Below are 19213 nucleotides of genomic sequence, written 5' to 3' on the forward strand. Positions count from 1 at the left end.
GCGCGATGGATGGGGTTACAGCTTCTCGCCGCCCAGCTTCCAGGTGAGCTGCACGAAGTAGCTGCGGCCCATCGAGTCGAACCAGGACGTGTCGTAGTACGGGTAGTTCGCCCACGTCGCGTCGCGCGGCGGCATCTTGTCCATCAGGTTGGTGACCGACAGCGACAGGCGCAGGTGGTCGGTGATGTCGAAGCGGGCGCCGCCGTTGAAGCGCCAGGTCGACCCGGTCCACGCGTCGTTGTTGTAGTTCGCCACCTGGCCCAGGTAGTTGCCGAAGAAGCTCAGCCCCACCTTGTCGCGATCCCAGCTGATGCCGAGGTTGCCCTTGTTGCGCGGCAGGGTGGTCGCGCTGAAGCTCAGGTCCAGCATGTCTTCTTCGGGATCGCCCGGGTACTGCTGGCGGGTGTGGGTGTCGGTCCAGGTGTAGGAACCGGTGAAGCGGAACTCGCCGGCGTTGTCCGTGGTGAGGCGATAGTTGGCGGTCAGGTCGACGCCGGTGGTTTCCTCGTTGGCGATGTTGATCGGCGCGAAGCGGACGCTGGTGATGTCGCCGTCCGCGTCGCGGATCACCCGGGCGAGCGCATCCACGCAGGTCGGGGAGCTGATGTCGACGGGAGTGCCGCTTTCGGTGGTGCCGAGGCGGCAGTTGGCCTCGTCGATGCGCAGCTGTTCGCGGCTCTGGGTCTGCACCTGGTTGGACACGCGGATCTTGTAGTAGTCCACCGCCAGGTCGAAGTTGGCGAAGGGCGACCAGACGATGCCGGCGGAGAACGACTTGCTGGTCTCGACATCCAGGTCGATGTTGCCGGTGTAGACGTCGAACGTGTTGATGTCCCAGGTGCCGTCGTCGTAACAGTCGGCGTCGCTGAAACCCGGCTCGTCGGTACGGCACTGGTAGTAGTCGGTCGACAGCGTGCGGTAGTAGTCGTCGCCCGCGAACAGGTAGTGCATGTCCGGCGCGCGGAAGCCGGTGCCATAGGAGCCGCGCACCAGCAGCGTGTCGATCGGACGCCATTCCAGGCCGGCGCTGTAGGTGAACTTGCTGGGGTTCTTGTTGCCGTATTCGTAGCGGTCGTAGCGGCCGGCCAGGCTGGCCTGCAACGAGGACAGCAGCGGCAGGCGCACTTCGCCGGCCACGCTCCAGCGGTCACGGTCGCCGCTGCCGTCGCCGTAGCGCGGGCCGTAGTAGGCATCGGCCGTCAGCGCCAGCGGATCGGGATTGATGTCGTAGGACTGCGTGCCGTATTCGATGGCGCCGGCGAAGCCGACGTCGCCGGCCGGCATCGAGAACAGCGCCGGCGTGTCGACGGTGAAACTGAGGTTGTCGTTGTCCGCCTTCGGGCGGAAGGTCGACATGGCCCCGATCGATGCGAACTCGGCCGGCGTCAGCGGCGTGAACAGGCGGGTCGGATCCGGGCTGAAGATCGCATAGCCATCCGCGTCGTAGCCCTGCTGTTCGCCCAGGAACAGCCGGTTGGCGGCAGCGGCGCGGATGCGCGGCATGCCGACGTCGGCCTTGTACTGCGAGTGGTTGTACGCGGCTTCCCAGTTCCAGTTGTCGCCGAACGCGCCCTGCAGGCCCGTCGTCACCGCGAACGTCTTCTGGGTGGTGACGTTCATGCGGTTGCCGAGGCCGCCGATTTCCTCGGGCGTGAACTGGCGCGACCAGATCTCGTAGTGGCCGGTGACGGCGTTGTAGAAGATCTTGTCATTGTTGTCGGTCGAGTTGGGATCGTGGAACTCCCAGCCCATGACGTCGCTGACCACGTCGTTGCCGTTGGTGCCGGTCAGCAGGCGGACTTCCTGGCGGCCGAGCTGCACGTCGGCGAACCAGGACAGGCTGTCCGAGAAGCGGTATTCGAACGAGCCGTACGCGGTGTAGCCCTTGCGCTCGTTCTGGATCGTGCGATACGCGATGGCGCGCTCGCTGCCGCAGTAAGGTTCGCCGAAGCGGTCCTCGGCCAGCACCGTCGTGCCGTCGTTGAGGCCGGACATGGCGCGGCAGTCGTCGGCCGGCGCGATGTTGACGTCGTCGTCCCAGTCGTAGCGCTGCGCGGTGAGGCGCGGCAGGCGGCGGCGCGAGGTCGGCGCGTCGAGCGTCGAATCCTGGTTCTCGCGCTCGTAGCCCCACAACGGGCGCTTGTCCAGCAGCTCCACGCCGACGATGCCGCTGAAGTTCTCCCGCTCGAAGCCGGTGGTCAGCGTCAGCCGGTGGGATTCGCCGCCACCGCGCTCGGTGTTGCCGTAGCGGTAGTCGAAGGTGGTGCCGTCGGTGGACTTCTTCAGGATGAAGTTGATCACGCCCGCCATCGCGTCCGAGCCGTACACGGCGGATGCGCTGCCGGTCAGCACTTCGATGCGATCGATCATGCCGAGCGGGATGTTGCCGATGTCGGTGAAGTTGCTGCGGCCGTTGAGCGGCAGCGGGAAGTCGGCGATGCGGCGGCCGTTGATCAGCACCAGCGTGTGGTTGGGGCCGAGGCCGCGCAGGTCGGCCGCCTGTGCGCCGGGCGTCGACTGCGCGCTGGTGGTGTTCTGCTGGCCCTGGACGCTGCCGCTGTTCTGGCTGAGCGAACGCAGCACTTCAGGCACCGAGGTGAAGCCGGCCGCCTGGATCTGCTCGGCCGTCACCACCGTGATCGGTGCCGGTCCTTCGATCTGCGCGCGCGGAATGCGCGAACCGGTGACCTGCAGGGTTTCCAGCTGGGTTACGGGTTCTTCGGCCTGGGCGCCACCGCCGGGAGGCGCCTCCTGAGGCGCGGGACGCGGCGCCGGTGCGCGACGGGGCGTGGTGTCGGCCTGCACGATGAGCACGGCGCCGGAGGCGTCGCGCTTGGCCTGGAATCCGCTGCCCTGCAGCAGGCGGTCGAGCGCCTGGTCGGTGGACGTGGCGCCCTGCACCCCGCTGGTGCGCCGGCCCTTCAACTGGTCGGCGCGGTAGACCAGCTGCGTGCCGGACTGCTTGGCCAGCGTGTTGAGCGCCGCCGTCAGTTCGCCCGCAGGCAGGTCGATGCGGCCCGGGGCCGCCTGGGCCTGCGCGGCAAGCGCCACGCTACAGGCCGCACTCAACAACAGGACGCGCACTGGATACCGCATGGACTCTCTCCCCGGGGGCGCTCGGAATGGCGCCTGTTGGCTATCAGGACGAACGAACCGCGCAAATCCCCCCGTGACCTTCGTCGTGGCGTGCGCGGCCTAGCGTGTGTGCAGGACGATGCGGTCCGCATGCCGCTCGGCGCGCACGGGAAACCCCTGTTCCAGCAGGTGCGCGAAGCCCTCGGCATTGGACCAGCGGAAGTTGCCGCCCACGCGCAGGTCGGCGACGGCGGCGTCGCCCAGTTCCAGCTTGCGGGTGTTGAAGCGGTTGAACTCGGCCGCGGCGTCCGCCAGCGAGGTGTCGTCGAAGGTCAGGAAGCCGTCGCGCCATTCCAGATACCGTTCCGCCTCCGCCACCGGCAGCGAACGCACCAGCACGCCGCTGCGGCCGGCGGTCGCGACGCTGCCGGCGGGCAGCAGCGAGACCGGTTGCGCCGCGCCGTCGGGGCCGGCGCGGCTCTCCAGCCGCACCTTGCCTTCGGTCACCACCACGCGGATCTCGTCCGGATCGCGCCGCACCGAGAAGCGCGTGCCCACGGCGGCCACGCGACGGCCGTCGGTCTCGACCACGAACGGGCGCCGCGTGTCGTGCGCGACATCGAAGAAGGCTTCGCCTTTCGCCAGCGCCACATGCCGTTCGCCACGGCTGAGGCGCACGTCCAACTGGCTGTCGCTGCTCAGCGTGGCGGTGGAGCCGTCCGGCAGCGTGATGGTCTGGATCTGGCCGACGGCGCTGGCGTAGCTCGCCTGCTCGCGACCGCTCAGCTGCCAGCTGCCCCAGGCGACCGAGCCGAGCGCGACCAGCGCCAGCGTCGCGGCGAGGCCGTGCTGCCAGCCGCGACGGCGGTGGTCGACGCGATTGCGTGGAGCGAAGGTCAGGCCGCGCAGGTCCGGACGCGCATCCGCCTTCGGCCCGTCTTCATCGGCTGCCGCACCGTTGCGCGGCGGCAGCGTGCCCGCGGGCAGGCCCGCCGCCAGCGCCTGCAGGCGGCCGGCTTCGATCCAGGCGGACTGCAGGCGCAGGAACGCGACCTTGTGCCGCGCGGACGCGGCCAGCCACGTGTCCAGGCCCTGCTGCTCGTCCGCCGTCCAGCCTTCCGCATCGCGGCGGGCCAGCCAGTCGGCCGCGAGCGCTTCAATCTGTCTGCTGTCGGCCATGCCCATCGTCCTCGTCCATGACGGGCCGGGCACGTCGCCCGTCCAGCGCAGGCACGGCGTCGCCGCCGTACAGGTGGTCGGCGATCAGGCGCATCCCTTTGGCCAAATGCTTTTCCACGGTCTTCTCGCTGATGCCCAGTCGGCGGGCGACGTCCTTCTGCGGCAGCTCCTCCACGCGCCGCAGCCACACCACTTCGCGGCAACGGTCGGGGAGCCGGTCCAGGGCCTCGACCACGCGCTTGAGCGCCTGGCGGGTCCCGGTCCACCGCTCGGGCGACACCTCGTCGATCAGGTAGACGTTCGAGGACTCGAAATCACCCACTGGCTCGATCGACACCACCCGGCTGCGGCGCAGGCGGTCGGTCATCAGGTGGCGCGCGGTGGCGAACAGGAAGGCCTTCGGCGTGTCCGGCCGCGCGCGCGCCGCCGCTTCGTACACGCGCGCATAGACCTCCTGGCGCAGGTCGTGCCACTCGTCGCGGTGCGGCCACGCGCGCTGCAGGAACAGCGCGAGCGCGCGTTCGTGGACGAGGACCTCGCGGACGAACCAGTCGTCGAATTCGGTGGGCATGGCCGCACTCTAGCCCAAGCGCGCGCGCTTCCGCATGGGGGAACACGGCCGCCGGTTCGTCTCACTCCGTCATCGGTGCGTGGCATCCTGCCGCGACCTTCGAAACTGGGAGTACGGCATGGTCTCTGTCTTCGGCATGTTGCAGCGCGGCGCGATCTGCGTGGTGGCGCTCGCCTTGTCCTTGCCGGCGTGGGCGGCCAAGCCGGCGCACTACGTGCTCGGCGACATCAACGCGAAGACGCCGGGACAGGTGCAGCCGGGCCTGCTGCTGATGGGCGGCGGCGACCGCAACTTCGATGCGATGCACTGGTTCATGAAGAAGGCCGGCAACGGCCACATCGTCGTGCTGCGCGCGTCGCAGGCGGGCGAGATCGGCGAGGAGTTCTTCAACGAGGTCGGCGGCATCGCCTCCGTTGAAACCTGGGTGTTCAGCGACCGCGAAAGCGCGAGCGATCCCGCCGTGCTGCGCAGCCTGAAGCGCGCGGACGGCATCTTCCTCGCCGGCGGCGACCAGTCGCGCTACGTGCGCTACTGGCGCGGCACGCCGGTCGGCGCCGCGCTGGATGCGCATGTCGCCGCGGGCAAGCCGCTCGGCGGCACCAGCGCAGGCCTGGCGATGCAGGGCGAGTACCTGTACGGCGCGATGGACGGCGGCAGCCAGATCAGCCCGCGTGCGCTGGCCGATCCGCTCGGCGCCGACAACACCATCGAAACGGATTTCCTGAAGCTGGCGCTGCTGAAGGGCGTGCTGACCGATACGCACTTCAGCGAACGCAATCGCCTGGGCCGCCTGATCGCCTTCGTCGCCAAGGCCGAATCGATGGCCGGCCGCCCGATCCTGGGGTTGGGCGTGGATGAGGATGCCGCGGTCGCGGTCGAAGGCGATGGCCGCGCGCGCGTCTACGCGACCGCGCCGGGCGCCGGCGCCACGGTGGTGAAGGGCGGCTTCGTGCAGAAGCAGGTCGAAGACGAAGCGATGAACCTCGACCGCGTGGACACCGTCATTGCCGGCGTCGATTCCGTGCTGCACCTGCCGAGTGGCCGCGTCGAGAAGCCGGCCGCCGAACGCCACTACGCCGTACGCAACGGCGTGCTGGTCGCATTGGACTCGCCGCTGCTGGTGATCCACGGCGGCGCCGGCGTCGAACGCGCCGGCATGACGCCGGCCGACGAGGATGCCGCCCGCAAGGCGCTGGAGGCGGCGCTGCGCGCGGGCCATGCACAACTCAGCGCCGGCAAGCCTGCGCTCGACGCGGTGACGGCCGCGATCACCGTGCTGGAGGATGCGCCGCAGTTCAATGCCGGTCGCGGCGCGGTGTTCACCCATGACGGCAAGAACGAACTCGACGCCTCGATCATGGATGGTGCCACCGGCAAGGCCGGTGCGGTCGCCGGCGTGCACCGGGTCAAGAACCCGATCACGCTGGCGCGTGCGGTGATGGAGAAGTCGCGCCACGTGATGATGGTCGGTGGCGGTGCCGAAGCCTTCGCCAAGGAACAGGGCGTGATCCTGGTCAACCCGTCGTACTTCCGCACCGAGAAGCGCTGGCAGCAGCTGCAGAACGCGCTGAAGGAAGAGACCCAGGCACAGGCGGGCAACACGCCGCTGGAACTGCCGGGCAAGGCCTACTTCGGCACGGTCGGCGCGCTGGCGCTGGACGCGAAGGGCCAGCTGGCGGCGGGCACGTCGACCGGCGGCATGACCAACAAGCGCTACGGCCGCGTCGGCGACTCGCCGATCATCGGTGCCGGCACCTGGGCGGACGATCGCTGTGCGTTCTCCGGCACCGGCTGGGGCGAGTACTACATCCGTGCCGCCGCCGCGCACGAGGTCTGCGCCCGCGTGCGCCTGGCCGGGCACAGCATCGCGCGTGCGTCCGAGGGCGTGATCAACCGCGACATCCCCAAGGCCGGCGGCGACGGCGGCGCCATTGCACTGGGCGCCGACGGCAGCATGGCGTTCCCGTTCAATACTGAAGGCATGTACCGCGGCTGGATCGGCGCCGACGGCATGCCGCACGTGGCGATCTACAAGGAAGACCCGCTGCCCGCGCGCTGAGGCGCAGCAGCGGCTATGCTCGGCCCACCAATCAGGGAGGGTCGGGCATGAAGGGGATGCTGGGGATCGGCCTGCTGGCGTTCGCGTCGGCAGCATCGGCGGGGGATGAAAAGAGCGAGGCGGTCAGGTTCTACGCCAATGCGCGCGTGGTCCTGGACGCGCAGGGCGTGCCGCAGCAGGTGCAGGCCAACGAACGGTTGCCGCCTGCGGTCCGCAGCGCCATCGAGCAGCGGGTGATGCAGTGGCGCTTCGAGCCCGCACGGATCGATGGCGTGGCCAAGGCGGGCGTGACCCATGTGTTTCTCGATGCCTGTGCCGTTCCGGCGGCGGACGGCACCATGCGCATGGCGATGGACTACCGCTCAAACGGTCCCGGCCTGGCAGGCGGCGCCGTGCTGGTGGCTCCGCCGAGGTATCCCGTGGAGGCGGCGCGCTCGAACCGCGAGGGCAGCTTCAACGTCGTCATGCGGATCGGTGCGGACGGTCGCGCATCGGTGGAGCGCATCGAAACGGTCGCCGGTACTGCCAAACCGTTCGACAAGGCGCTGCGCGAGTGGGTCGCCGCGATGCGCTATGTGCCGGAAGAGGTGGACACCGCGCCGATCAGCACCCAGATGTCGATGCTGGTGGATTTCGAGCTTGGAACAGGGAGCCTGAAACAGGCCGCGCGCGAAAGGCGCGAACAGGATGCGCAATCGGCCGAATGCCGGATGGCGGCGGGAGAAGGAACCGATCCTCGCCGCCCGGTCGTGCTGGACTCGCCCTTCAAACCGGTCACGACGGGCTGATGGCACGCCGTCGACATATCAGGGGAATAGCAATGACGTCATGGACTGCGTTGGGACTGTTGTTGTTGGCCGGACAGGCGTGGGCGGAAGGCAAGGGAGATCCCGTGCTGTTTCCCGCGACGGCCAGGATCGCGCTGGACGCCGAGGGTGTTCCGCAAGCCGTGCAGGCCAGCTCCCGGCTGCCCTTGCCGGTGCGCGAGGCGATCGAGGCGCGCGTGAAGCGGTGGCGTTTCGAGCCGGCGCTCGTGGATGGCGTGGCCAGGCCGGGGGTCACCCACGTCCGCTTGCAGGCCTGCGCCATCCCGCAGCCGGATGGCAGCCTGCGGGTCGGCATGGATTACCAGGGCAACGGCCCCGGTTACGCCAACGATGCCCTGCGGTTGCCCAAACTTCCCTATCCGCCGGCGGCGATGCAGTCGGGCGCGCAGGCCGACATCGACCTCAACGTGCTCGTCGGCGAGGATGGCCTGGTCACGCTGCAGTCGATGAAGGCAACGCGAGGGTCCGCGAAGGCGTTCAAGGAGGTCCTGGAGGCGTGGGTGGGCGTGATGCGTTACGTGCCGGAAGAGGTGGATGGCCGGCGCATTGCGACGCAGGTGCGGATACCGGTCTCCTTCTCTTTCGAGGAGCGCTCCCGGCGGCAGGAACGCCGGGCGGCGGCGGCACGCAGCCCCGAGTGCGTGGCCGCGGCCGGCGAACCGGAGGACGCGATGACGCCGGTCGTGCTGGACTCTCCCTTCAGGCCGGTCACGACCGGGTGATCCCGGCGGGTTGTTCGCCCCGCTGACAGGTAAGCGCCGCTGACGGGCGGCGCGTTCCCCGCGACGAGGGGAAATGTGACTTGGTGCGCATTATGTGACGTGTAAGTTAAGATACATGTCACGAAAGCGGGCCCCTCTCTGCCTTGGACGGCGCCTTGGGCCGGCCCGCCACAGGGGACAAGAACCAGGCCGGCGGTCGGACACGCCTGCAGAGCGCCCCTTCACCTAGCCGCGTCAGGGGATCCGTTCGTCGATGTCGTACCGAGCAGTTGATGGCCTGCGCCGCCGGGGCGCCCTTTGTTCGTCCTCCTTCTCCCTTTCCGCTGCTTCGCCGCGCCGGGTCTGGGCACGCCGCTCCGGCCAGGTCGCCATGGTGCTGGCCGGCCTGCTGGCCGCCGGCTCGGCGCTGGCACTGATCACCGGCACCTGGACGACCAACGGGTCCGCGTCGGCCAACACCAATGTCAGCGGCGTCACGGTCACCTGGACCGGCGCGGCCGACCAGAACTACGCCAACGGCGCGTTCAACACCACGACCACCGGTGGCTGGTGGACCGATCCCTATGGCGGCACGGTTCCCGGCGGCACCTCGCTGGTGATGCTGCACGACAGCGGCACGCGCAACTACACGGTGACCTTCAGCAAACCGGTCGACAACCCGGTGCTGCACATCGACCGCCTGGGCGGCGCCATCGGCAGCGACCCCAACAGCTCGCGCTGGACGCTCGGTGCCACCAGCGCGACCGGCGGCGCGGTGACGATGACCGAACTGAGCGGCAACCCGCAGTTCGTGTTGAGTGGCAGCAGCTTCTTCCGCCAGACCAGTGCGTCCTTTTCCGGCGAAGCGGACGGCGAGTGCCGGACGGGCACTGCGGCATCGGTGGCGCGCGGCACGGCCTGCGGCTCGATCCGCTTCAACGGCACCGGCATCACCAGCCTGACCTTCAGCGTGACGCAGTCCGGCCCGGCCGGCGGCGACGAGCTCGAATTGCGCTGGAGCTTCGCGGGTTCGAACCTGATCGTGCGCAAGCAGTCCGCAGGCGGCACCGGCACGTTCGGTTTCACCGCCAGCAATGCGCTGTCGCAGGCGTTCAACCTGACCACCACCGCGCAGGACACGCCCGTGGCGTCCGCCACCTATCCGCTGACGAACCACGCTGCCGCGATCACCGTGGTGGAGACGGTGCCGTCGGGATACGTGCTGACCGGCGCGACCTGTGCCGACCAGAACAACGCCAGCGTCGCCGCGACGGTCAACACCACGACCCGCCAGGTCACCATCGCCGCCGGCGCTTATCGCGCCAACCAGACCATCACCTGCACGCTGAGCAACGCTGCGACGGCGTCGCTGGCGCTGGCGAAGACCTGGGTGAACGCGGCCGTCAACGACACGGCCGCACTGTCGGCGAGCGGCGGCGCGAACACCGCCAGCCTGGCGTCCGTCGCCAACAGCGCGTCCGAGACCGACACCGGCACCGCCGTGCAGGTCGTGCCGGGCAACGTCATCACGCTGGCGGAGACGCTGGGTGCGGGCAATGCGCGGACCTACACGGCCAGCGCATGGACGTGCAGTGGCGGCAGCCTGAGCGGCAACACGCTGACGCTGACCAGCGCGCATGCGGGCCAGGCCATCGTCTGCACGATCACCAACAGTGCGCGGGTGGTCGATGTGTCGGTGGTGAAGTCGACCGCCGCCGGCACCGCCGTGAGCGGGCAGGTGAGGAACTTCACCGTGGTCGTGTCGAATGCGGGCCCCACCGCCGCCGATGGCGTCGTGGTCAGCGATACGCCCGGCGCCGGGCTGAGCTGCCCGGCGGCCGGCAATCCGATCACCTGCTCCGCCACGGGGGGCGGCGTCTGCCCGGCGACGGGCGCATTGCCGACCCTCGTCACCGGCGGCGTGGCCGTGCCCACCCTGCCTTCCGGCGGCGTGGTCACGTTCACCGTGCCCTGTCAGGTAACGGCCAGCGGGCTCTGACCGCGCGCTTCCCAAGCGCGCGGCGAGTCTCCATGATGCGGTTCCGTTTTTCGCCGCCGTGACGCAATGAGCCGTACCGCCTGGCTGTGGGCGGTGGTGATCCTCACCACGCTTGCCCTGGCCGCGACCTTCCTGGTCACGCCGCGCTTCCCCGTCCCCGTTCCCGATGCAGGCCCGCCGGTCACGCCATTCGGCTGGCCAGGACAGCTGTCGCTGACGGCCGGCGACGGCGTGCGTGGCGCACAGGACGGTGCCGGCGCGCAGGCCTGCTTCGACGATCCCTGGGGCATCGTCGTGATGGAGGACGGCACGCGCTACGTCACCGACGCCGGCGACAACAACCGCATCCGCCGCATCGCGCGCGACGGCATGGTCACGACCCTGGCGGGCGGGCGCGAAGGTTTCGCCGATGGAACCGGGGCGACAGCGGCGTTCCACACCCCGTCCGCGCTGGCGCGCGATGCGGCAGGCAACCTCTACGTCGCCGATACCGGCAACCATGCGATCCGCAAGGTCACGCCGCAGGGTGTCGTGACCACGGTCGCCGGCACGGGCGAGGCCGGTTTCCGCGACGGGCTTGCTGCGCAGGCGCAGTTCAACGGTCCGATCGGTGTGGCCGTCGACGGCCGCGGGCGCGTCTACGTGGCTGATACCTACAACGACCGCATCCGCCTGATCGATAGCGACGGCCAGGTCAGCACGCTGGCCGGCGGCGACGCGCCGGGGTTCGTCGATGGCACCGGCGGCGAGGCGCGCTTCGACACGCCTACCGGGGTCGCGGTGGATGCCGCCGGCGTGGTCTGGGTCGCCGACCTGCGCAACGACGCGCTCCGCCGCATCGCACCGCAGGGCGGCGTCAGCACGCTGCCGATGCAGCCGGACCTGCCGACGCTGGCAGGTCCGCGCCGCCCGCTGTCGCTGGCACTGACCCACGACGGCCATCTGTATGTCGGCGAGCTGTTCAGCGGCCGCGTGATGCAGGTGATGCGGGATGGCCGCTGGCATGCATTGGCAGGCCACCTGCCCGGGCAGCGCCTGTCGCGGGCGGCGGGACTGACGGTCGATGCCGCGGGACGCGTGCATTTCACCGATGCGGGCAGCCACCGCGTGCACCGGATCGCAGCGCTGGCCGCCGGCGCCGCACCGGTCGTGGCGACCGTCGGCCCGTCGAAGGACGATCCGCTGCCCGCCACCGCCGGCCGCTGGCCGTTGCAGCCGCAGGACGGCTGGCACGAAGTGGTGGGCACGCTGGGCGAAGTGCGCGGCGACTACCAGGGCGAGAGCCGCCACCACCTGCACGGCGGACTCGATATCCGCGGCGACGTCGGCGCGACGGTGCTCGCCATCGCCGATGGCAAGGTCAGCAGTCCGTCCGCCGCGTGGAACTTCGATGGCCTGAGCGAAGGGCTGGGCGTTGGGCCGCTGGACTACATCCACCTGCGGGTCGGCCGCACACCGCGCGGCGATCTGCTCGATCCCGCCCGTTTCCAGCTGCTGCGCGACCTCAGCGGCGACCCCAGCCGCATCCGCGTGCGCCGCGGCACGCGCTTCGCCGCGGGCGACGCGCTGGGCACGATCAACCGCATGGCGCACGTGCATCTGTCGATCGGGCCCTCGGGCTACGAACGCAACGCGATCGCGCTCGGCTTCACCGGGTTCACCGACGCGTATCCGCCGCGCATCGACAAGGTCGCGCTGTACGACACGCTGGACCAGCCCATCGACCAGCGCCAGGACGGCCGCGTGCTGGTGCCGCGCGACCTGCAGGGCGTGCGCATCGTCGTGGATGCCTGGGACCAGGTGGACCGCAACCTGCCGCGCCGACGGCTCGGCCTGTACATGCTGGGCTACCAGCTGCTGCACGACGATGGCACGCCGGTCGCGGGCTTCGAGGCGCCGCGCATGACGCTCGACTTCCATCGCCTGCCTTCCGACGAGGCGGTGCAGGTCGCGTATGCGCCGGGCAGCGGCATCACCGTGCACGGCAGCGCGGTCACGCGGTTCAAGTACAGCGTGACCAATACCGTCCGCGACGGCATGTGGAGCGAGGGGACGTGGCAGGCGGGTGCACTGCCGCCCGGCGACTACACCCTTCGGATCACTGCCCGCGATTACCACGGCAACGAAGCGCAGGGCCGTCGCGACCTGAAGCTGCGCCTGCAGTAGGGCGGGCCAGCTCAACGCCGAACTGCGTGCGGGATGATGTCGATCCGCGTTCCCCCGGTTCGTCGCACTCCTGAAAGCGGCCGGAGCGACCGGTCCGCACGACAGGAGACTGCAATGCGCGTCATGGTCATCGTGAAGGCCAGTGCCGATTCGGAAGCCGGGAAGATGCCGAGCACCGGACAGTTGGAAGAGATGGGCAAGTTCAACGAAGCGCTGGTCAAGGCCGGCATCATGCTGGCCGGCGAGGGCCTGCATCCCACCGCGCGCGGCGCGCGCGTGCGTTTTGATGGCAAGCAGCGCACGGTCATCGACGGTCCTTTCGGTGAAACGAAGGAGCTGATCGCCGGCTTCTGGCTGTGGCAGGTGCGCAACCTCGACGAGGCGATCGAGTGGATCAAGCGCGCGCCGTTCGACGGCGGCGAGGAGATCGAACTACGCCCGGTGTTCGAGGCCGACGACTTCGGCGACGAACTGACGCCCGAACTGCGCGAGCAGGAAGCGCGCCTCGCCGAACAGATCCAGTCGCAGACCCAACGTTGAGGCCATCGCCATGACCACCCAGATCTTCGTCAACCTGCCGGTCCGCGACCTGGAGCAATCCACGTCGTTCTTCAGGGCGCTCGGCTATGCGAACAACCCGCAGTTCACCGACGAGAACGCCGCCTGCATCGTCATCAGCGACACCATCTACGTGATGCTGCTGGTCGAGCCGTTCTTCCAGGGCTTCACCCGCAAGACGATCTGCGACGCGCGCACGCACACCGAAGCGATCATCTGCCTGTCGGCGGAATCGCGTGCCGCCGTGGATGCACTGGCGGACAAGGCGCTCGCCGCGGGCGGCCGCGAGACGCTCGAGGCCAAGGACTACGGCTTCATGTACCAGCGCAGCTTCCAGGACCTCGATGGTCATCAGTGGGAAGTCGTGCACATGGACGAAGGCGCGACGCCGTCGGATTGACGTACATGAATGTAGGCGGCGCATCGCCTGCGATTTGCCTGAGAAGGCTTGCAGGTGTGGTCCATCTGTCGTACAGATGAGGCCACGCACGCGGGACGCCGGAGGCCATCGATGCAGGGCAGGACGCCAGCCGACGCGCGATGCCGCGCAGCGCGCACGCGATCGCTGGCGTGGGTCGCGGCGATGATCGTCTCAACCGCAGGATGCCAGGGCATGGCGATGACGCAGGAATCGGGCAACGGAAAGGCCAGCAAGATCGACAATACGGTCGCCGACTGGCCGTTGACGTTCGTGCAGCACAACTTCGGCGCGCACTGCTTCGACACCATCGGCTGCAAGATCACATACTCGGGCTTCACCCACGGGGTCGACGGTGACGACGAGGTCAGTCCGCCTCTGGCGTCTTACCGGGGGACACGCGAACAGATCCTGAGTGCGGGACACATCGCACGGCGGAACTTTCCTCCGCCCGCCCACGTGACCTGGCGCTCGAAGGATGGAGCGGCGCACGAAGCGGACGTCGATATCGCCGGGATCTTCCGCGACCGGAAGATCGTCCATCAGGTACCGCGGGAGGAGATTCGCGAGGGCGTGTCGATCACCGATCCCGACATCGTGCTCGAAGTCGAGGACCGGACGATCACGGTTTACATGCGTGCGTTCATTCCGACCAAGGCGCTGCAGATAGCGGGCAATCCCTATAGCGGTCATCGCAATGATCTGGTGCGCGTGTGGAGCAGGACCTACTGACGCAATAGTCCAAGGAGCAGGACATGGGCGGAGAACGACATCCCGACGGTGTCAGCACGATACCCGCAACGGTATCGGACTTGGCGAGCTTTCCACGGGCCAGCGGACAGCTCGCGGCGTTCTCCGCGCCTGTTCTCCTCGCCAGCGACAGGCCGAACGATCGTCTTTTCGTCGCTGCGTTCGATGGTACCGGCAACAGCATGATGACGGACGCGCCGGAGAACCATACCAACGTCGCCCGGATCGCCAAGCAGGTCGAGTCGCTGAAAGATCCCGCCATCGCGCAGGGCTACGTGGAAGGGCCGGGAACACAGGGCGGCCTGAGCGGCGCGTACGACCTCGCCAAGGGGTATACGTACGAAGCACGCATGGAAGACATGTACCTGCAGTTCGTGAAGCAATCCGCCGCCTGGTTGAAGGAGAACCCGGATGCGGACATCCGCATCGCCGCCATCGGCTTCAGCCGCGGCGCGGAACAGGCGGCCGGCTTCACGCGGATGGTCGAGGAGCGCGGCATCAGGAATCCGGAAGGCGCGCAGGTCACGCGCGACGGCGATGGTCGGGTCCTGCACGTCGACTACATCGGTGCGCCGCTGCGCGAACCCGGCACCGTCATCCAGGCCGTCGGCCTGTTCGACCCGGTCGGCACGGGCGAGCCGCGCGATCACGACCGCCGATTGCCGCCGTCGGTGGTGTCGGGTTTCCAGATCACCGCCGACGACGAGCGGCGCAACCTGTTCCAGTCCACCCGCGTGATGGATCCCGGCGTGACCGATGGCGGGCGCTTCCTGAACGTCACCGTGGCTGGCGCACACAGCGACATCGGCGGCGGTTACACGCAGGACGGCATCGGGATCCGCAGCGGCAACGTGATGATCGACTACCTCAACGGGCTGAGCGACCGCCCCTTTCTGGATAAGCGCGCGGAGCCGACTGATCCGGCGCGCAACATGATCCATCGCTCCGAGGAGCACCAGTTCTTCTACCGCACCTCGGTCTACGACAAGGCCGGCACGCGCGGCGTCATCGAAGAACTGGCGCCTTCGAACCTGTGCAGGATCGACTGCCTGGACGCGCAGCCGCGCAACGAGGCGATGGCGTCTGCATTGACGTGGCGGCCGGTCGATATCCGCCCGGCACCGACGGCATCGGCTGTTTCCACTGAGCCGCCTCGTGATGGCGGGATGGTCGAGCGCCTGCTCGACGCAGCGAAGCGGGGCGACAGCGGCGCGATCGAGCGCATCTCGCGCGACCAGTTGCAGGGCGACAGCGGCCAGGCGTGGCTGCAGGCCGGCCGCCAACGGCTGGAAGCCGAGCGGGCCCTGCAGGCGCCGCCGATCGAACGCCAGCAGGAACCGGCCGCGCTGGCACGCTGACGAGAAGGCGGTGGCGTGACCGCCTGCGCTTGTCCGTCGAATGCCCCTGCGCTTTAATCCGCGCGGGGACACGCGATGCCACGGGAGGCGTCCATGGGGTGGGGAACACGGAGTGCGGGCATCCTGCTGGGGTGCCTGCTGGCGCCGCTGGCGCATGCGCAGGTGGACCTGGATCCGCTGCTGAAGAAAGACGAACTGCAGACCCTGAAGATCTCGCCCACCGGCGAGTACTACGCGATGACGGTGCCGCTGGAGGACCAGACCGTCCTGGCCGTGGTCCGGCGCGCCGACAAGCAGATCACCGCCAAGGTCAGCGCCGGCAGCGACAGCGTCATCAGCGGCGTGTGGTGGGTCAGCGACGAGCGCGTGGTGGTGTCGGTGGCGAAGAAGTTCGGCTCGCGCGACCAGCCGTATCCGACCGGCGAGCTGTACGCCACCAACGCCGACGGCACCCAGCGGCGGCAGATCTTCGCGCGCTACGGGCTCGACGCCACGCAGGTGCAGCCGCGTGCCGCCTACCTGATCGACACGCTGCCCGAGGACCCCCGCAAGGTGCTGGTCGGCATGTACGCGCTGGACACCTCGACGCCGAACACGCGGGTGGAGCGGCTCGATGTCTTCAACGGCTCCATGAACACCGTGGCCACGGCACCGGTGCGCCGCGCCAGCTTCACCGTCGATGGCGCGCGGCGCGTGCGCTTCGCGCAGGGGGCGGGCGACGACAACATCAACAAGCTCTACCACCGCGCCGACGACCGGGCGCCATGGACGCTGGTCAACGACGAGGGCAAGAGCGGCTTCGTGGAGTGGCCGCTGGGCCTGTCCGCCGATGGGCTGACCGCCTACCTTCAGGTGCAGCAGCGGGACGGACCGGACGCCATCGTCGCCCTGGATACGGTGACCGGCGCGCGCACGCCGATGCTGCGCGATCCGGTCGTCGATCCCTACGACATCATCTACGCGGACGACGGCCGTACCCCGGTCGGCAGCTTCTTCATGCACGGTAAGCTGCGCACGGCGTTCTTCGACGAGAAGTCGCCGACGGCGCGCCTGTACCGCAAGCTCGAGCGTTCGTTTCCCGGTTCGTCGATCGCGATCACCTCGGGCACGCGCGACGGACGGCTGAAGGTCGTGCATGCCTGGAGCGACACCAGTCCGGGCGACTTTTTCCTGTTCGACACCACCAGCAATGCGGCTGACCTGATCTTCAGCCGGCGCAGCTGGCTGGATCCGGCGACGCTGGCGCCGAGCGAGCCGGTCACGCTGCGCGCCCGCGACGGCATGGCGCTGCACGGCTACCTGACCCGGCCGCGTGCCGGGCGCGATGCGCCGATGCCGATGGTGGTGATGCCGCATGGCGGCCCGTTCGGCATCTTCGATGGCTGGGAGGTCAACGACGAAGCGGAGATGCTGGTCCGCGCCGGCTATGCGGTGCTGCGCCTGAACTACCGCGGTTCGGGCAACTACGGCCGCGCCTTCCGCCACGCCGGTGCGCGGCAGTGGGGCAGGAAGATGCAGGACGACCTCACCGACGCCACCCGCTGGGCGATCGAGCAGAAGATCGCCGATCCGCAGCGCATCTGCCTGTACGGCGCCAGCTACGGCGCCTACGCCTCGCTGATGGGCGTGGCCAAGGAGCCCGACCTGTACCGCTGCGCCGCGGGTTACGTCGGTGTCTACGACCTGGCGCTGATGCACAAGCAGGATTCGCGCGAGAGCAGGTCGAGCCGTACCTGGGCCGAAGACTGGATCAGCGACGACCGTGCCGACCTGGCGGAGGTCTCCCCGAACCTGCTGGCGCAGCGCATCCGCGTGCCGGTGTTCCTGGCCGCGGGCGGCAAGGACGAGATCGCACCGCAGGCGCATAGCGAGCGCATGGAAAAGGCGTTGAAGGCCGCGGGCGTGCCGGTGGAGACGCTGTACGTGCGCACCGAGGGCCATGGCTTCTACACCGAGGCCAATCAGCGCACCTACTACACGCGGTTGCTGGACTTCCTGTCGCGCCATCTGGGCGGCGCGAAGGCGAAGTAGCTCAGGCCCCGACGCGCCGGCGGACTTCGTCGAAATCGCGCACCGGCCGCACCTCGATGCTGCCGGTGCCGACCCACGGGAATTCCTGCGCGATCTTCACGGCTTCGTCGAGGCTGTCGGCCTCGATCAGGTTGTAGCCGCCGAGGATTTCCTTCGTTTCGGCGAACGGGCCATCGACGACGCTGGTCCTGCCGTCGCGCACGCGCACGGTGCGCGCGGTGCTGCCGTGTTCCAGTTGCTGCGATTCGATCAGCGTACCCTGCGCCTTCAGTTCGTCGGCGTGGGTGATGCAGCCGTGCATCATCCGGTCGAACGCGCCCTCGGGCAGCGCCTCGAGCAGGGAATCGTCCGTGTAGACCATCAGCAGGAACTTCATGCGCCCTCCCGGCGTGCAGTGCAGGCCGGGATTGTGCCACGCCGGTGTTCAGGCCACGTGTCGTGGCCGCGCTGCGCTCACTCGGCGGCGGGCGAGCGGTACCAGGTCTCGACGGTACCCTTGATCTTCATCGTCATCGGGTTGCCGCGACGGTCCTTCGACTTGCCCACCGGCACGCGCACCCAGCCTTCGCTGACGCAGTACTCCTCCACGTTGTCGCGCTCCACGCCGTTGAAACGGATGCCCACGCCGCGGTCCATCGCCACGGCATCGTGGAACGGGCTGCGCGGGTCGGAGGCCAGGCGGTCGGGAGGCGTGTCGGACATGGGAAGGCATCGAGCGGAGAACGGGGTGCAAGGATAACCGAAGCGCCGCGGTCACCACGCCACGCGGTTGCGGCTGCAGGCGAGCGTGGCCTGCAGCGTCAGCCGGCCAAGGCGCGGATCGGCGCTGAGACGGTCGGGGGCGGCGATCGCGGGCGCGCGGAAGGCGCCGCCGTCGTGCAGCAGCAGGCGGTTCCAGCGCGCCGGCACCGTCAGCGCGTGGGTGAAGCTGGCGTTCGATGCCTGCGGATAGCTGGCGGCGCATGCATGGCGCAGGGAGAATTCCTCCGGCGACAGCGCATCGGCATCGTGCTCCAGCTGTTCGACCTGCTGGGGCGAGACGCGTGGCAGGAAGAAGTGCGTGCCACCGAGCACGGGGTCGTGGAACAGGAACAGTTCGGCCGCCACGATGCACTGGTCCGCCGCGAACGGACGCAGGCGGCGGGGGTGCCAGTGCGTCGGCGCCAGCTGCGCCGCAGGCGTGGTCACCAGCGACAGCCGGCTCGCGCTGCGCAATACGCGTCGGGCGCCCAGCGCGTGGCGCGCGTGCTCGCGCAGCACATCGTGCAGCAGGGCGGTGAATTCCTCCGGCATGCGCAGGTGCACACCGGGAAACACCGCGGGAGGCACCGCCTGAAAATCCTCGCGGTAGGCCTCCGCAAAGGCGGGCAGCCGTTCCGGCGCCAGCAGCGCATCGTCGATGACGATGCAGACGTGGCCATGGCCGATGGGCAGTTGCTGGACCACGGGGCGGGGGTTGAACATGGCGCGGCCTCCCCGGCAGGCCGGCCCGCCGGCGCGGCCCACGATAGACCTTGCGCG

16 protein-coding genes and 1 pseudogene are annotated in these 19213 nt (G+C 69.1%); 11 read left to right on the forward strand and 6 right to left on the reverse strand.

The genetic code is table 11. The features are described 5' to 3' along the window. Positions 1-15: 15 nt before the first annotated feature. The 3 genes from AC04MD_RS05730 to AC04MD_RS05740 all read right to left on the reverse strand — a co-directional run bounded on the left by AC04MD_RS05730 (position 16) and on the right by AC04MD_RS05740 (position 4825). Positions 16-3096: a TonB-dependent receptor domain-containing protein gene (locus tag AC04MD_RS05730; RefSeq protein WP_475496349.1), complete on the reverse strand. Its 3081-nt coding sequence runs from the start codon at positions 3094-3096 to the stop codon at positions 16-18. 99 nt (positions 3097-3195) lie between these two features. Beyond that, positions 3196-4254: a FecR family protein gene (locus AC04MD_RS05735; protein WP_475496350.1), complete on the reverse strand. Its 1059-nt coding sequence runs from the start codon at positions 4252-4254 to the stop codon at positions 3196-3198. Further along, entirely contained in the window at positions 4232-4825 is a 594-nt protein-coding gene (locus tag AC04MD_RS05740) for an RNA polymerase sigma factor (protein ID WP_475496351.1), read from the reverse strand. The genes AC04MD_RS05735 and AC04MD_RS05740 overlap by 23 nt, the downstream gene beginning before the upstream one ends. 313 nt (positions 4826-5138) lie before the next feature. Here AC04MD_RS05740 and AC04MD_RS05745 point away from each other — a divergent pair. The 11 genes and pseudogenes from AC04MD_RS05745 to AC04MD_RS05795 form a co-directional block, all read left to right on the forward strand. Then, positions 5139-5702, forward strand: a pseudogene (locus tag AC04MD_RS05745) (cyanophycinase); the annotation flags it as partial. 213 nt (positions 5703-5915) lie between these two features. Further along, the gene (locus AC04MD_RS05750; RefSeq protein WP_475496958.1) at positions 5916-6884 is read left to right on the forward strand and encodes an isoaspartyl peptidase/L-asparaginase family protein; all 969 of its coding nucleotides are present in this window, start codon (positions 5916-5918) and stop codon (positions 6882-6884) included. A 47-nt stretch (positions 6885-6931) separates the two neighbouring features. Then, a complete protein-coding gene (locus AC04MD_RS05755) occupies positions 6932-7672 on the forward strand; it encodes an energy transducer TonB (protein WP_475496352.1) in 741 nt (246 codons plus the stop codon). 104 nt (positions 7673-7776) lie between these two features. Further along, positions 7777-8433: an energy transducer TonB gene (locus tag AC04MD_RS05760; RefSeq protein ID WP_475496353.1), complete on the forward strand. Its 657-nt coding sequence runs from the start codon at positions 7777-7779 to the stop codon at positions 8431-8433. A gap of 370 nt (positions 8434-8803) precedes the next feature. Next, complete coding sequence (locus tag AC04MD_RS05765) at positions 8804-10411, forward strand: prealbumin-like fold domain-containing protein (RefSeq protein ID WP_475496354.1); 1608 nt, start codon at positions 8804-8806, stop codon at positions 10409-10411. Positions 10412-10477: 66 nt separating this feature from the next. After that, positions 10478-12577: an SMP-30/gluconolactonase/LRE family protein gene (locus tag AC04MD_RS05770; protein ID WP_475496355.1), complete on the forward strand. Its 2100-nt coding sequence runs from the start codon at positions 10478-10480 to the stop codon at positions 12575-12577. A gap of 114 nt (positions 12578-12691) precedes the next feature. Then, positions 12692-13117: a YciI family protein gene (locus tag AC04MD_RS05775; RefSeq protein ID WP_475496356.1), complete on the forward strand. Its 426-nt coding sequence runs from the start codon at positions 12692-12694 to the stop codon at positions 13115-13117. A 10-nt stretch (positions 13118-13127) separates the two neighbouring features. Continuing rightward, positions 13128-13535 carry a VOC family protein gene (locus AC04MD_RS05780; protein WP_475496357.1) on the forward strand — a complete coding sequence of 136 codons (408 nt, stop codon included), beginning with the start codon at positions 13128-13130 and terminating at the stop codon, positions 13533-13535. A 213-nt stretch (positions 13536-13748) separates the two neighbouring features. Further along, positions 13749-14285: a hypothetical protein gene (locus AC04MD_RS05785; RefSeq protein ID WP_475496358.1), complete on the forward strand. Its 537-nt coding sequence runs from the start codon at positions 13749-13751 to the stop codon at positions 14283-14285. 23 nt (positions 14286-14308) lie between these two features. Continuing rightward, positions 14309-15661 carry a phospholipase effector Tle1 domain-containing protein gene (locus AC04MD_RS05790; RefSeq protein WP_475496359.1) on the forward strand — a complete coding sequence of 451 codons (1353 nt, stop codon included), beginning with the start codon at positions 14309-14311 and terminating at the stop codon, positions 15659-15661. A gap of 93 nt (positions 15662-15754) precedes the next feature. Continuing rightward, positions 15755-17692: an alpha/beta hydrolase family protein gene (locus AC04MD_RS05795; RefSeq protein WP_475496360.1), complete on the forward strand. Its 1938-nt coding sequence runs from the start codon at positions 15755-15757 to the stop codon at positions 17690-17692. A 1-nt stretch (position 17693) separates the two neighbouring features. On the opposite strand, the gene AC04MD_RS05800 is transcribed toward AC04MD_RS05795, so the two are convergent. The 3 genes from AC04MD_RS05800 to AC04MD_RS05810 all read right to left on the reverse strand — a co-directional run bounded on the left by AC04MD_RS05800 (position 17694) and on the right by AC04MD_RS05810 (position 19156). Further along, the gene (locus AC04MD_RS05800; protein ID WP_475496361.1) at positions 17694-18068 is read right to left on the reverse strand and encodes a YciI family protein; all 375 of its coding nucleotides are present in this window, start codon (positions 18066-18068) and stop codon (positions 17694-17696) included. 77 nt (positions 18069-18145) lie between these two features. Further along, positions 18146-18394, reverse strand: a complete 249-nt coding sequence (locus AC04MD_RS05805; RefSeq protein WP_475496362.1) for a DUF3297 family protein — start codon at positions 18392-18394, stop codon at positions 18146-18148. Positions 18395-18445: 51 nt separating this feature from the next. Further along, positions 18446-19156 (reverse strand): DUF6445 family protein, encoded by a 711-nt coding sequence (locus AC04MD_RS05810; protein ID WP_475496363.1) that lies wholly within the window; start codon positions 19154-19156, stop codon positions 18446-18448. Between the last annotated feature and the right edge of the window lie 57 nt (positions 19157-19213).

The sequence above is a fragment of the Pseudoxanthomonas sp. LjRoot206 genome (assembly GCF_056175725.1).